The sequence below is a fragment of the Peribacillus frigoritolerans genome, assembly GCF_040250305.1.
GTDB lineage: Bacteria > Bacillota > Bacilli > Bacillales > DSM-1321 > Peribacillus.
In genome coordinates this window covers 4,352,576-4,366,878 of record NZ_CP158190.1, presented here as the reverse complement: position 1 = coordinate 4,366,878, position 14,303 = coordinate 4,352,576, and the positions used below count along the sequence as shown (strand labels likewise).

15 protein-coding genes are annotated in these 14,303 nt (G+C 37.0%); 9 read left to right on the top strand and 6 right to left on the bottom strand.

Translation table 11 applies throughout. From position 1 onward, the window contains the following. Positions 1 to 650 precede the first annotated feature (650 nt). Positions 651 to 3,686 carry an efflux RND transporter permease subunit gene (locus tag ABOA58_RS21385; RefSeq protein WP_350299921.1) on the top strand — a complete coding sequence of 1,012 codons (3,036 nt, stop codon included), beginning with the start codon at positions 651 to 653 and terminating at the stop codon, positions 3,684 to 3,686. A gap of 247 nt (positions 3,687 to 3,933) precedes the next feature. Then, on the top strand, positions 3,934 to 4,584 hold the full coding sequence (locus ABOA58_RS21380) for a DsbA family oxidoreductase (RefSeq protein ID WP_350299920.1): 651 nt from the start codon (positions 3,934 to 3,936) through the stop codon (positions 4,582 to 4,584). A gap of 150 nt (positions 4,585 to 4,734) precedes the next feature. On the opposite strand, the gene ABOA58_RS21375 is transcribed toward ABOA58_RS21380, so the two are convergent. Beyond that, complete coding sequence (locus tag ABOA58_RS21375; protein WP_350299919.1) at positions 4,735 to 5,373, bottom strand: hypothetical protein; 639 nt, start codon at positions 5,371 to 5,373, stop codon at positions 4,735 to 4,737. Positions 5,374 to 5,395: 22 nt separating this feature from the next. Beyond that, positions 5,396 to 5,959: a hypothetical protein gene (locus ABOA58_RS21370; RefSeq protein WP_350299918.1), complete on the bottom strand. Its 564-nt coding sequence runs from the start codon at positions 5,957 to 5,959 to the stop codon at positions 5,396 to 5,398. 348 nt (positions 5,960 to 6,307) lie between these two features. Between ABOA58_RS21370 and ABOA58_RS21365 the strand changes: the two genes are divergently transcribed. The 4 genes from ABOA58_RS21365 to ABOA58_RS21350 all read left to right on the top strand — a co-directional run bounded on the left by ABOA58_RS21365 (position 6,308) and on the right by ABOA58_RS21350 (position 8,052). Next, positions 6,308 to 6,919, top strand: a complete 612-nt coding sequence (locus ABOA58_RS21365) for a flavodoxin domain-containing protein (RefSeq protein ID WP_350299917.1) — start codon at positions 6,308 to 6,310, stop codon at positions 6,917 to 6,919. Continuing rightward, positions 6,840 to 7,007 carry a Fur-regulated basic protein FbpA gene (locus ABOA58_RS21360; protein ID WP_350299916.1) on the top strand — a complete coding sequence of 56 codons (168 nt, stop codon included), beginning with the start codon at positions 6,840 to 6,842 and terminating at the stop codon, positions 7,005 to 7,007. Before ABOA58_RS21365 ends, ABOA58_RS21360 begins: the two co-directional genes overlap by 80 nt. Next, positions 7,000 to 7,149, top strand: a complete 150-nt coding sequence (locus ABOA58_RS21355; protein WP_095393069.1) for an FbpB family small basic protein — start codon at positions 7,000 to 7,002, stop codon at positions 7,147 to 7,149. Before ABOA58_RS21360 ends, ABOA58_RS21355 begins: the two co-directional genes overlap by 8 nt. A 450-nt stretch (positions 7,150 to 7,599) precedes the next feature. After that, positions 7,600 to 8,052, top strand: coding sequence for a DinB family protein (locus tag ABOA58_RS21350; protein ID WP_350299915.1), 453 nt, complete (start codon positions 7,600 to 7,602; stop codon positions 8,050 to 8,052). 28 nt (positions 8,053 to 8,080) lie between these two features. On the opposite strand, the gene ABOA58_RS21345 is transcribed toward ABOA58_RS21350, so the two are convergent. Together ABOA58_RS21345 and ABOA58_RS21340 are read right to left on the bottom strand one after the other, a co-directional pair. Continuing rightward, entirely contained in the window at positions 8,081 to 8,713 is a 633-nt protein-coding gene (locus tag ABOA58_RS21345; protein ID WP_434547748.1) for a DUF2238 domain-containing protein, read from the bottom strand. 55 nt (positions 8,714 to 8,768) lie between these two features. After that, entirely contained in the window at positions 8,769 to 9,542 is a 774-nt protein-coding gene (locus tag ABOA58_RS21340) for an alpha/beta fold hydrolase (RefSeq protein WP_350299913.1), read from the bottom strand. 192 nt (positions 9,543 to 9,734) lie between these two features. Here ABOA58_RS21340 and ABOA58_RS21335 point away from each other — a divergent pair, with 192 nt between their 5' ends. Further along, a complete protein-coding gene (locus tag ABOA58_RS21335) occupies positions 9,735 to 9,905 on the top strand; it encodes a hypothetical protein (protein ID WP_350299912.1) in 171 nt (56 codons plus the stop codon). 181 nt (positions 9,906 to 10,086) lie between these two features. Here the strand turns inward: ABOA58_RS21335 and ABOA58_RS21330 are convergent, their stop codons facing one another. Beyond that, positions 10,087 to 11,811: a sensor histidine kinase gene (locus ABOA58_RS21330; protein WP_350299911.1), complete on the bottom strand. Its 1,725-nt coding sequence runs from the start codon at positions 11,809 to 11,811 to the stop codon at positions 10,087 to 10,089. Further along, positions 11,798 to 12,514, bottom strand: coding sequence for a response regulator transcription factor (locus ABOA58_RS21325; protein WP_350299910.1), 717 nt, complete (start codon positions 12,512 to 12,514; stop codon positions 11,798 to 11,800). The genes ABOA58_RS21330 and ABOA58_RS21325 overlap by 14 nt, the downstream gene beginning before the upstream one ends. A gap of 157 nt (positions 12,515 to 12,671) precedes the next feature. Here ABOA58_RS21325 and ABOA58_RS21320 point away from each other — a divergent pair, with 157 nt between their 5' ends. Both ABOA58_RS21320 and ABOA58_RS21315 read left to right on the top strand, forming a co-directional pair. Next, positions 12,672 to 13,361, top strand: coding sequence for a hypothetical protein (locus tag ABOA58_RS21320; protein ID WP_350299909.1), 690 nt, complete (start codon positions 12,672 to 12,674; stop codon positions 13,359 to 13,361). Continuing rightward, on the top strand, positions 13,361 to 14,266 hold the full coding sequence (locus ABOA58_RS21315) for an ABC transporter ATP-binding protein (protein WP_350299908.1): 906 nt from the start codon (positions 13,361 to 13,363) through the stop codon (positions 14,264 to 14,266). The genes ABOA58_RS21320 and ABOA58_RS21315 overlap by 1 nt, the downstream gene beginning before the upstream one ends. Positions 14,267 to 14,303 lie beyond the last annotated feature (37 nt).

Genomic DNA, 14,303 nt, shown 5'->3' with positions numbered 1-14,303 from the left:
GTACAAAACATGGGCTGCATATTGTTTCTTAATGGAAGGTTGTTGTTAGGGCATGCATTCGCATGAATTTTTCCTTAGTGGAAATAAAGCTATTAAAATGGGGCTGGTTACTTGTATCGGAATAAAAATACCGCTCTGATCATGATTTTGTGTTTCCTGTTATTCCTATTTCTTGTGGTGCTCATTTTTCGCCATATCACGGTATACTTCGTATATAGCTCGGGCATCGGCCCGTTATTGATTATCGGGGTAATGATTTTGGCTATCGTTATGCTTTTTTTCAAAGGATATAAATAGGTTTGTACAATTTGAACGTTGCTTTCCTCTCCAGGCACTCGCTTTCCGCGGGCGGTCCGGGAGCCTCCTCGGCGCCTTTGCGCCTGCGGGGTCTCCCCTGGACACGCTTTTCCCGCTGGAGTCTCGTACCTTACGTTCCAATCAACTTTGTTTTAAAATTTAGAAAGAACTCCTTTTGTCTAAAAACTGGAGGCTGCTACGCAGCCTTTTTTATGTGGAAAAAGCTATCCGAACCAATAGACATAAAAAAATATAAAAATCAATAAAAAATTAACACTCAGGTGTTAGTAATATATGGTAATATTTGAAATGGGATTATTTTCTTATAAATTATATTCAGGGGTGATTATTGCGTGGAGTTTTTTACTAAGTGGGCGTTTAAGAACAAGGCTGCCGTTTCATTGGTAACCATATTTATTTTGTTGATAGGAGTTGTCAGTTATTTTAAGCTGCCGATGGAATTTTTACCATCTGCTGATAATCCACAAGTTACGATTATCACAATGGGGCAGGGCACCGATTCGAAAACGATGGAAGCACAAGTTACAGATCCGATTGAAAGGGCAGTTACGGGAGTTAAAGGAAAGAGTTCAATATACTCCACCACTGGAGATGGTTTTTCTAAAGTAGATCTATTCTTTGAAGCCGGATCGGATATGAAACAAGCGAAACTTGATGTTCAAGAGGCTTTAAGCAGTGTAGCATTGCCGCAAAGCATGGCAAAGCCTACTGTTACACAGTTAAATACATCAATGATTCCCATTTCATTTGTAGCTGTTACTTTTAAGGATGGATTAACAGCTGAAAATATAGACTTTGCCAAGAAAGAATTAGAGCCTTTGTATAAAGATATTAAAGGGGTTTCGGATGTACAGACATTTGGAGTTTCGCAATCCATTCTTTCAGTCAAAGTGGATAATGAAGAATTGGCTAAAAAGAAAGTCTCCATTCAAGATGTCATGAGCGTCCTTAACGGTCAGAATGCAGCTCTGGCCGTAGGCGAAAAAGTGATTGATGGGAAGGCAAGTAACATCAAGGTTATCGGGGATTTAACAAGTATTGAAAAATTAGAAGCGCTAAAGGTCACTCCGAATGTCGCACTTGGAGAGATAGCAAAAGTTGAAGAAGCGAAGGATGGCAACCTCATCAGTCGCTTTAACGGAAAGGAAAGCATTGATTTAAGCATTATCAAGGACAGTCAATCAAATGCTGTCACAATCAGTAAAGAGGTTGAAAAAGTAGCAAAAGAAATTAATGAAAAGTATAGTGACCAGAAATCGACCATTTATTTATCTACAGCTGATATGGTGGAGACTTCCGTTCAGACGATGGTAAAAGAAGTTCTGCTAGGTGCGCTATTCGCTACGATTGTAATCATGGTCTTTTTACGGAATGTACGATCTACATTCATTACAATCGTATCCATACCGCTATCTCTTGGCTTTACGTTATTTTTGCTGTCATTGTCGGGAGTGACGCTGAATATTTTGACGCTGGGCGGTGTCGCTGTAGCGATCGGGCGCTTGGTGGACGATAGTATTGTTGTTATTGAAAATATTTTCCGGAAAATGCAGCAGGAGAAGATTTCAGTCGAATTGGTGATGGATGCAACTAAAGAGGTGGGAGTGGCGATAACCGCTTCAACCCTTACTACTGTAGCTGTTTTCTTGCCGGTTGCTTTATTGAATGGAGGGCTTCAGGAGTTTCTTCTTCCTTTCGCTTTGACTGTCACTTATTCTTTGCTGGCTTCTCTGATTGTGGCATTGACGGTTGTTCCGTTAATGAGCGCAGGGTTGCTGAAAAGGACGGAGCTGCCAAAACATCGACCGGCCAAGCGTTTTACCAAACTGGTTACTTGGTCATTAAACCATAAATGGGTAGTCTTGATTGTTGCTTTGCTGTTGTTTGTCGGTTCCGTTGGTACATATTTTGCCATGCCAAAAGGGGCGATTGATAATTCTTCAGCAGACTATGTCTCCGTGACATTAACTTATCCAAATGATCAGCCTTATGAGAAAGTAAAGGAAAAAGCGGGTGAACTCGAAGAAACGATGCAGGATATGAGTGAAGTGGATAATATTTTCATGCAATTAGGAAACTCAGCCGAGACGGCCCAATATGGTGCAGTCACATCACCTACAGAAGCAACTTTCGGCATCCTCGTAAAGGATAAAGCAAATGTAGATTCAATCCTGGAAAAAATGGAAAAGGAACAAGAAAACTATCCTGATGCGAAGCTTACGGCCCAAGCCTCTTCCTTTATGATGGGGGCATCAAAGACGAACATTACGATAGATGTGATCGGCAGTAATGTTGAAGATTTGGAACGGACGGCCAATAAGGTCAAGGAAAGCATTCAGGATATTAAGGGAATTGAAGATGTTACAACAAACCAAGACGAAAAGAAAACGATTTATTCATTCAAGGTAGATCCGGCTAAAGGCAATACAGAACAAATCGGTCAACAATTAGGTATCATGCTTAATAAAACACCTATCGGCCATATAACCTTGCAGGATAAGCAGACACCTGTCGTCCTTGAACCCATCTTGGATCCTAAAAAACCAGAGGATTTAAAAAGTATTCCGATTATGACAGACGGCGGTCTAGCTCCGGTGTCTAAGGTTGCTTCTTTAAAGAGCGAAGAGAGTGCAACAACGCAGTTCCATAAAGATGGAGAAACGTATCTTCAATTAACGGCAACGGTCGATCCGACTAAGCTTTCCGATATTGCAAGCAAAATAAATCTTGAGATATTTGGAGATAAAGAGGATAAAGGCCTTGATATTCCGAATGATGTAGAAATTTTAGTCGGGGGAGCGAGTGCTCAGCAGACAGATGATTTTTCCGATTTGTTCCTTACGATGTTAATATCGATCGGCATTGTCTTTTTAATCATGGTTATAACATTTAAATCGATCAAAGCACCGATCGCCATTCTATTTTCCTTGCCATTCGCTGCTATTGGAGCGGTATTAGGATTGGTTATCAGTCGAATTCCAGTTGATATTACAGCACTGCTGGGTGCTCTCATGTTAATAGGAATTGTTGTGACAAACGCAATTGTGCTTCTGGATCGAGTGAAACAAAACGAAGAAAAAATGATCATCCGTGATGCAATCGTCGAAGCGACAGCCACAAGATTCCGTCCGATCATAATGACGGCTGTAGCAACGATTTGTGCCATGCTGCCGCTTTTATATAAAAAGGCGGAAACAGGAAGCTTGGTTTCACAAAGTTTAGCGATCGTTGTCATTGGCGGGCTAGCTGTGTCTACACTGCTCACACTTATCGTCATTCCATGTATATACGAATTGTTGTACTACAAAAAATCGAAAAAACAGAGAAAGAAAAAGAGAGAACCCGTTAACGAACAAATAGAGATGTAAGGAAGTTTAAATAAAAAAGTTTGTAGAGAATGCAACATTTTCTTTACAAACTTTTTTTTCTTTAAAATAATGGTTGACTTTCCTTCAACCTGTAACTAAAATGATTACAACAGACTCGATACAATCGCAGAAAGCAATCGACTGTGTAGTTACTCAATGTAATGTTCTTATATTAATTTTTTTTGCTCTGTGTTGTAACTAATTTGGTTACAAGTTTAGCTGATAATGAAAAGTGAGGGAATATATTATGACAGTGAAAATTAAAGCGTATTCTGATTTTATTTGTCCATTTTGTTTTTTAGGTAAAGGGCCTTTGGACGAAATCGTAAAGGAAAAGGATGTAGAAGTTGAATGGATGCCATTTGAATTGCGTCCGAGTCCATATACCAAAATCGATCCATGGAAGGAACCCGATAAGTTGAATTCATGGGATTCATACATTCTTCCTGCTGCGAAAAAGCTAGGGGTTGATATGCGTTTACCCCGTGTCTCCCCGCATCCATATACACATTTGGCGTTCGAAGGTTGCCATTTTGCAAAGGAGCACGGAAAAGGGAATGAATTCCACAACAGAGTATTTACTGCGTTTTTTCAAGAGGAACAAAATATTGAAGATATTGAAGTATTGACAAAATTAGCGGGTGAAGTTGAGCTTCCTGTAGAAGCCTTTAGAGAAGCGTTAGTGTCACGAAAGTATCGGGAAGTGCACCAACAAGCACTCAAACATGCTTATGAAGAAGCAGATATCAGGGCTGTCCCAACGTTTATTATTGGTGATGAAGTAATTCAAGGACTAGCCAGCAAAGAAAGGCTTGCGCAAGTCATTGAGAAGGAAGAAGCAAAAAATAAACGGAATGAATTTGATGGCTTACAATGTGATGGCAAGGGGAATTGTTAATAACTTGTTACTGTCAGGGAAATGCGAATTTACAACAGTAAGGTCATTTCAAGCTACTTAAAATAGGGCTTGATTAGAATACTTACAGAAAAACCCCTTTTATCAAACAATAAAACCTTTTCTTTTACTGTTTAATATAAAAGGGGTATTTTAATGTAATTCTAGTTGAATTGTTGTAACAATATTAGAATCATCAACCCATAAATAAGCATTTTTACATTTATGCGTGAAATATCTAATGGCAATAGTATCTTTTAAATAATCTTTTAAAGTCCAATTGTATAATGAGAGCGAGATTATTGGCCCCTTTGATGTGTTTTTTAAACAATCTAACACCTTATCGAACTCCATATCTTCGTATTTCTCTATAAATTCAGGTATTATCTTGTATGATTTTTGTTGTTTCCATTCATATTGTGATTTGCTAATTGTCCCATATAAATTTTTTATTATTGGATTTATGTGACTCGACCTGATCAAGGAGAGAGATTCTTGATTCGGCTTATTTAACATTATTTCCGATGGTAATTCGTTTTCTAATACAATCTTCGTGTTGTCAAAATGCATAATAATTTCTTCGATTACTTGATGATCAATTCTAGTATCGACAAATAACGAAGTAACACTATTTTCATCTTGGCAACCCAACAGTAAAAAGAATTGAGTTAATAGTGAATATTTTTTTTGGACATTGGAATTGGGGATAAATTCCCTGATCTTGAAATCTGAAAAACTTTCTGTATTGTCTAAGAACTGATTATTAGCTTCAAAAGGTTTCAACCATTCCATTAGTAGCCCACCTAGTGTTTTTTTATTTAACCTCAAAATAACTATAACCATTTGCAATGGCTGAATAAGTGCCATTCTTTACTGTCCTGAATGTTCCACCTAGTTTTGCACGGTATTTTCCAGCAGACAATCGGTCAGATGATTCATTTCTAATTGTGGAAGTTGGTCGGTTTATAGGATAGCTGAAATTGTGAGTTTTATAATTTTTCCAACCGCCATTAAGAAATCCGTGATGTTTTTGTATTGTAACTTTTACATTGCTATAAGCTATTACATCTCCACCAACTTGTATTGTCCAAGGGCAATAGGCAGATTTACTTGTGACATAACAGCCAACCGTTCCGCGTGCGAAAGAAAGTCCGTATGGAGTGATAACTGATTCATTTCCATAAGAAAGGCTATCTGGTGAATAATCAGTGTTTGCAAGATTTGGTAGTGAATCCAAGTCTATTGTTGGCTCTGCCTCTTGTATTATTACTTCTGTTAATTCTTTAGATGGACCTGTTTCTTCTGCTTTTGTTTGATTAGGAAAACTAGCGAACAAAAGTACTGAAAATAAAAATAGAAAAAGCACTTTTCTCATCATAATAACCTCCTAAATAATTATTTTCCATAATAAAATCATATATTTATGGATTTATTACAAAAACTAAAAAGGTAGATATGATCATCGGAAGGTGTTTTTTGTTTTGTTATATATACCTATATAGTTAAATTATTACATAATGTATCATGGTTGTTTGTGAAAATATAGGCTTTTTTACCTAAATATTTTGGTTTTTTCACTTAATTTTTAGGGCATTTATATTATTTTTAAGATGAGGAACGGACTGTTTAATATAATTACCGGAGGTAAATAATTGACAATGAGAATCATTTTCATTTATAGTGAGATGTGTAATGAAATTAATTCTCAATTAGGAAGGTGATATAGATGAAGGTATTCATTGGTTATGTCAGTTTATCCGGTAATACCGAGAAAATGGCTTTAAACATAAAGAAAAGAATGAAGGCTGTCGGCTGTGAAGTATATATGGAAAGATTGGATACTGTTGAAGTTGATGCTTTAAAGGATTTTGATTTGGCCTTTATTGGTTTATATACATGGAATCTAGAAGAGTTACCGTATGAAGCAAACGAGTTTTATGAAGAAATTGATCAAGTGGACTTTGCTGGAGTGAAAGTTGCATTCTTTGGTGCCGGCGACCTGACCCATTCAAAACCCTGCGCCGCGATAGATATCCTTTCCGATAAAATGAAGCAATTTGGATTTGATGTATATGATCGAGTATTGAAAATACACCAAGAAAGCAGTACATACGAACAATTAAGGAAATGCGAAGACTTTGCAGAGCATGCCCTTATATGGGGAAGCAATAGGAAGAAGTGGAGATTCTACATGTGGGATCGGATGCTAAGCAGCCCCAAATACCAAAAGTCTGTATTTTTGTTAAGGAGGGTCCTTGATGATTACCCAATTAAGTACAAAGGGAGAAGCAAAAAAAGAGGAACTTATACAAGAACTACTGAAATTCGGGATTTTTAAAAAATATAATAAACAACTTTACGAGCTTTCGATAGTAGTTTTACAGAAGGAATTCAATCACTTGAGAGGTGAATTAAAAAATGTCTAGGAGAAGGAAATCTTATACTGAACTTCTAAAAGAAAACCGCGAACTTCTGTTGCATGACAAAATTGAAGTGGAACGCATCTATACAAAAATCGATCAAAAAGCCATTAATGAAAAAAAGGGCAGTAAGCAAGTACAATCATGACTGGTTAAAATTTAAACGGTGATTGAAACGTAGGGCCACCTCCCTTTCCGCGGGTGGTCCCGCCCTCGGAGCTTTTTGCACCTGTGGGTCTTTTATGAAACCCCTACTAGATGGAAGAAATATGCGACACTCCTGCCGAAAAACTGGCTAGCCGAGACCCCGGAGACGCTTGCTTTGATGCGGCTTGGCAGACAGTCGGCGGAAAGGGAGGGGATTTCTGAAATCAACTGGAACTTATTTGGGAATTCAGGAAAACTGACTTTTCTTCAAGTTTGCCTGAAGTCTGAACCAAAATCTTTTTGATTTCGGTTTTTTCTTTTGGGTCTGTTATTGAATGCTGTTGGTTTCCATATTCAAAAAATCGTGCAGTTAGTTGAAGAAAATAAAAAGGTATTTTCCGGTTGGTTGCCGAATAAAAATCCTTTAGGTAAAACTTAGGGGGAGTGCAAATTGAAAAATGTAATAGATGGAATCAATCATTGGATAGGTTTTATACCCGAAGAGTTCAACCGGATGACAGAAAAAGAATTAAATCATCGACCAATGCCACACAAATGGTCCAAAAAAGAGATTTTAGGACATCTATGCGATTCTGCATTGAATAATATGAATAGGTTTATCAAGATTCAGTACGAAGAACAGCCATATGTTATACAATCATATAATCAAGACCAATGGGTATTGGTCCAGAATTACCAAGAGCGACCATTGGATGAGATCGTTAACCTTTTTTGTACTTTAAATAAGCAAATCATTCATATAATAACGAATACACCAAATGATAGATTATCTAATCTTTGTGATATAGGAAATAATCAACTAAAATCATTGGAGTGGCTAATAAAAGATTATCTAGAACATATGGAACATCATATTAACAATCAAATCCTAATTAAAAAATAGTGATCGATATCGATCACTATTTTTTAATTCAATTTTTCACTTTTCGTAACAGCTTGTCATGAAGTTTGGACAAGGTGAACAATACAAGGATAGAGCCAATTAATGTTAACGCCATATCCCATTGTGCGTCCCAAATATCACCTTGTGTTCCTAAAAAGTCCTTTGAAGCTTTTCTGCCTTTTGAAATGATGGCAGCTATCCATTCGATGATTTCATATAGTGCTCCAATGGCAAGCGCAAAACTTAATGTAACAGCAAATAACCACGGTCCTTTTGATAGAGGGGTTTTGCATATTACTATTTCTCTAATCACAATCGCAAATAAACCTTTTAGAAAATGTCCAAACCGATCATAGTGGTTCCGGTTTAGGTCGTAATGATCTTTTATCCAATTAAACAGGGGGACTTTTGTGTATGTATAATGGGCACCGATGAACATGGTGATTGAAAGAACGGCAATAATGAAATAGGATAATGTAGTAAGGCGGAATTTATTATATGTAGCCATTACATAAATCAGAAACACAACGGCAGGAAGTACTTCCATTGTCCATATCAAGTATCCTTCAGGCTTAATAACTGACCAAATAAAAACTGCAGTGACTAGCAATAGTAATATTAAATGAATCAGTTTACTTTTATCTCTACCCAATTTTTTCACTCCATAAATTTATGATATGTACATAGTAAAAGATTGAAATTTGCAATCGGAAAAATCAATCAGATTGTGAATGGATAAAATGCTTAATGCTTTCATTTAAATCATTAGCCGCTTTTGTAGGAATCTGATGCTTTACATGATCAATGAATTTTAATTCCGTACATGGCAATTTTTCATGCAATAAATTGGCATAGCGATACAATGGTTTATCTTTTTTACCATAGATCAGTAAAGTTGGAAGGTTGATTTTCTCAAGCTGATGGGTACAGTTATAATGCAAACTATAATGATAATACTGCTCGATATTTCGGGCATCCCCTTTTAGGGCTTCATTAAACATTTTGTTGAACAACTTTATGGTATTTGAATTGCTCCATGAGATGGAAAGCGCAAGAATTGGAACTGCGTCTTTCTTGGCAAGTGATATTCCTAAAGAAATCTTTTGCTTTAAAGATTTATCCCTCACTTCAGACATTCCACCTATTACAATGCCACCTAGAGCCCTATCGGCACAACTCAGCAAATATTCCAATACGATAGAGCCGCCGGTCGAGTATCCGCATATGATTGCTTTATTAATTTTCAAATGATCCAACAGATGTTTGATATCTTCTATAATCAGGGGATAAGTTACTGGCTGTCTTGAATACTGACTTCTTCCATGACCCCTAATATCAAAAGTGATAACTTTGAATTCTTCTGATAATTTCTCCATTTGGTATTCGAAATTCACACTAGTCAGTACAGGAGGATGGATAAAAACAATAGGAACCCCTTTTCCCTTAACAGAATAATACAAGCTGATACCGTCCACATCTAACATTGGCATGAATATTCACCTCATTCGAAGAGTACTTGCATAATATCCCTCCTGAAAGAATTTTCCCTATTTAACATGTTTTTATTACTAATTGTTTTGGTAACAAACATCTTGAATTTTTTGGGTTTTTTTGAACAAGATATTAGAGTTCAGGAAATGAACAAAAATATATAAAATAAGGTGATGTAAATGAGAGCAAACATGGATAAAATTTTACCAGTTGTCGCTTCGGTCGGAGTAGGGATTGCGACTTATCAAATGTTGAGTGGAAATGGCGGGAAAATGAATAATATGGTGCCGCTTGCCACTAACTTGATGGGAATGGGATCTGGAATGCTAGGGCAGAATCAACAACAGCCAGAAAATCAATAAAACAAAATCATCCCTTTAGGGGATGATTTTGTTTTTATTCAAGTGTTTCTTCCTGCCTACGAACAAAAAAGTATTTAAGGTACGCCAACATTTCGAAATCCTGACGTTACCCAATCTGATTTTAACTATGATTCAAATGTACACCCTTATGAATTTCTGGCTATCCTATTTTTCATCTAGTTTAGGCTGGGAGAATGATTCGAACGGTTGTGCCTTTTTGCGGTGAACTTTTTACATTAATGGATCCTCCATGAAGGTGAACCAATTGTTTCGTTATCGCCATCCCAAGACCAGTTCCACGCCCGGAATCACTTGTATTGGTACCACGGTAATAGCGCTGGAAGAGTCTATCTAGAGTTTCATTGTCCATACCTATGCCGTCATCTTCAATCGTAATAATGAGAAGGTGCTGCTCAATAGGCGAAATGGATACTGTGATCGTAGTACCTGAAGGATTATAATGGATAGCATTCGCAATTAGGTTATCAATAATCCGTTGAAACCATTTGGTATCGATAGATGCAATAGCTGTTTCGTTTTTCGGCTGGAAGACGAATTTCATATAGTTGTTAGCCGGATCATTTATGAAATGGATCATGGTTCTGCGTATGAATTCAATGATATCCACTTCTTCTTTTACAATGGGCAGAGCTTGATTTCTTAAACGGTATGTTAATGTTAGGTCTTCAAGTAATTCCATCATATATCCTGACTTTTCGGTAATGATTAAGGCGAATTCCCTTGTCTCTCTTTCTGTCCACGAGTAATTTTCAGATTCAAGCATTTGAGCATAACCTGATATGGAAGCAAGAGGCGTTTTTAAATCATGCGAAAGACCGCTTATCCATTCATCCCTGGTTTGAGTCATTTTCCTTCGTTGGGTTTCGTTTTGATGCAGGGTCTCGGTTAACTGTAAAAGTGTTGTAATCAGATCCTTATATAACCGATATTTCCTTTTTAACTTTCCTTTTTTATTTAACAAGATAGGGCTCTGATGAAGATCGAGTGGCTGTTCATATAAACCACTTCCAAGATTTTGAATCCATTTCATCATCGTAATCAAAGGAACCCCGAATTTACGTGCATACCAGAAAGTACCCGTTAACAACAGAAGAAATAACACTATAAAAATGACTAATACACTTTTACTGATCCTTTTGAACAAGTTTTCTTCAATAGAGGTCGAACCTGAATGGTTTATACCCACAATTATTGTCTGTTCTGTCTCTGCATCAAAGAAAGCATCAACTGAATCATGTTCACTCTCTGATAAGGTTTGAAGGTCCTGATTCGTGTATGAGATCCCTTCCTTTTCGCTGCCATATCCATCCAATACCTTACCGGTCGAATTGATTAATTGAACCCATCCTTCTTCCTCATCTATTTGCTTAAGAGTAGCAGCGGAAAGATTAAGATGATGATTTTTCCAATCGACACTTGTCTTAACCTCGTTTAACAGACTAGTCTCAGAACTTTTTCTACCGAATATAAGCAACTGTGGCTGCGGATACGCTTCATCTAATTTCCAATGGAAGTATTCCACAGGGTCAGAGCTATTTTGCAGCATTAAACCGGCAAGTTCGCTCTCATTAAAATGTGAAGGTGCATTTTCTGAAGTATTGTAATCTCCAATGACATCGCCTTTTGTTGTCAGGACTAGGAGCCAGCCATTCTGATTTTTTGCCAGCTGTTTTAATTCGTCATCGAATGTCACTTTTTTACCTTGTATCGTAATCCTATCAGAAAAGAAAGTGCTATCTGCCTTTGATAAGTCTTGTGTAACCTCATCATTCATGATGGAAAAGCCAATGATCGCCCAAATGGACAATAGAATAAAGAAAAATATGATGAAAACAAGAATTAATTGGATAAAAAACTGTACAATAAAGCGTTTATGAATGTTCATGTTTACTACCATCAGAATTAAATTTATAGCCAAGTCCTCTTACAGTAATAAGATGACGTGGTTTACTTGGATTGTCCTCAATCTTTTCCCGAAGTTTACTAATATGGACCATAACAGTATTATCCTCACCTAAAAATTCTTCGCCCCACACTTTTTCATAAAGCTGGCTTTTACTAAAAAGCTGATTTGGATATTTACAGAAGAATAGCAGTAGCAGGTAAACCTGTGCAGGCAATTCTACTTTCCTGCCATTCACGGTCACTTCTCCAGATAGAGTGTTTACTTGGATTTGTCCGTATTGGTAAAACGTTTGCGAAGTGTGTGAAATCTTTCCTGAATGACGCCGTAAATGTGCTTTTACCCTTGCGACAACCTCAAGTGGATTAAAGGGTTTTGTAATATAATCGTCTGCGCCTAATGCAAATCCAGAAAGTTTATCCAAATCTGTTGAACGTGCCGTAAGAAAGAAAATGGGGGCATCAGTGGTTTCTCTAATGAGCGGACAAATTTCAAAACCGCTACGATCTGGGAGCATAACATCCAAAAGGATTAAGTCATATCGTTTTGTTTGACATAAGGTCAAAGCATCCGCAGCAGTATATGCTGTATCTATATATTTGAATTCTTCTCTTTTTAGAATCGTTGTTAACATATGTAATATTGCTTTTTCATCATCTACAATTAATATTTGTGTCTCTTGCATTTGGATACTCCCATTCTATTATGATATATAAATTATCATATCATTCGTCTGCCAATTATTTAATAATTAAGGAAAAATTAAGGTGAAGTTTCTGGTAGGTTAAGAAAGAACACCTATAATAGTCCTTAAGTGATGAACAGGAAGGAAGAGACTTAGTATGTATATTATTGGAAAAAGAGAATTTATCAGTCTATTTAAAGGAATTAAATCAGTTATTATTGTAATGATGTTATTAGCCACCTCCTATTATTCAGCCAAGTTTTCCGATTTATTAACGACTGGGATTGAACTTACAGCGAGGGAAGCTGAAAATATACACACAGTTGGCCTTTTGATCCTTATATTATTTTTTGGCCAATTATTTGTTATGGGCCTTTCACACGATAGCCTAAACAGAGAAACACACGAACGCACTATCCGATTTTTAGTGACAAGAACGTCAAGAACCTCCATTATACTGGGGAAGTTTTTAGGTATTTGGCTATTTTGGCTTATTTGCCTAACGACCTCCTTCTTGCTTACCAGCATCTTTTCCCAGAAGATTGATGTTTTTATCTTTACTCAGACAATGAGTTTATTAACCTACCAAATAGGCTTAACAATTTTACTTTCCGTTCTCATTCCTAAGCCTGGATATACAATGTTCCTTGGAATCATGGTTGGGGTAGCTTTTCCTATCATTGGATTATGGGTTTCCTTTACGTCGAATGTATGGGTGAGTTGGATGAAATTCATAACCCCCTATTATTATTTAATTAGGGAAGACTATACCTTTTTGGTGATTTTTATATTAGCAGGTATCATGCTCGTTATCGCCAATCTGATTTTCAAAAGGAGGGAATGCTGATGAACGCGATAGAAACAACTCAGTTAAAGAAATCGTATGGAGCGGTACCAATCGTAAAAGGAATTGATCTTAACGTGGAAAAAGGAGAAATCTTTGGTTTTCTAGGCCGTAACGGAGCTGGTAAATCAACCTTCATCAATATGTTAACCGGCATTATTCAACCCAACTCTGGAACATACTCGCTTCTAGGTGTAAAAGGTTCAAATGATCAAGTAAAGAAGAGGATTGGGGTAATGCCTGATTACTCGACATTATATGGCTCGTTAACGGCAGTGGAGCATTTGAAATTTTTATCAGCTCTTTCAGGAAATCCAGCAGGAAAAGATAGGTGTATGGAAGTCCTGCAGTTAGTTGGTCTTGAATCTCATGCTCATAAAAAAGCCGCTAAATTTTCATTCGGTATGAAAAAGAAGCTTGGAATTGCACAAGCCATCATCCATGAACCTGAGCTGATCTTTCTTGATGAACCAACTTCAGGTTTGGATGCTGAATCCGCAATCCATATTCAAAAGCTGATCAAGGATCTGCAAAAAAAAGGCGTGACCATTTTCATGACATCCCACAATCTTTATGAAGTAGAGAAAATATGCACCCGAATAGCGATTATGAAAGAAGGTCAGATTGTTAATATTGGCACAATGGAAGAACTCAGGAAAATATATAGGTCGACGATAACGGTCAAGCTTAAGCATTCTTCGGTGCCGAAATCAGAACAAGTAAAATTACATCAGTGGCTGGAGTCAGTAGGTACAGAACTGGAAATGAAAGAACCTTACATGACTATCAATATTGATGATGAGAAAAAGATTGCTGACATGATCCGAGCTTTCAATCAGTGTAAGGTTGATGTCTTGCGTGTAAAAGTAAAAGAACCATCACTAGAAGAAATCTTCTTGGCCGAATAGGTTAAATGAATATAAGTTTTTTATAAAGCACTTTGAA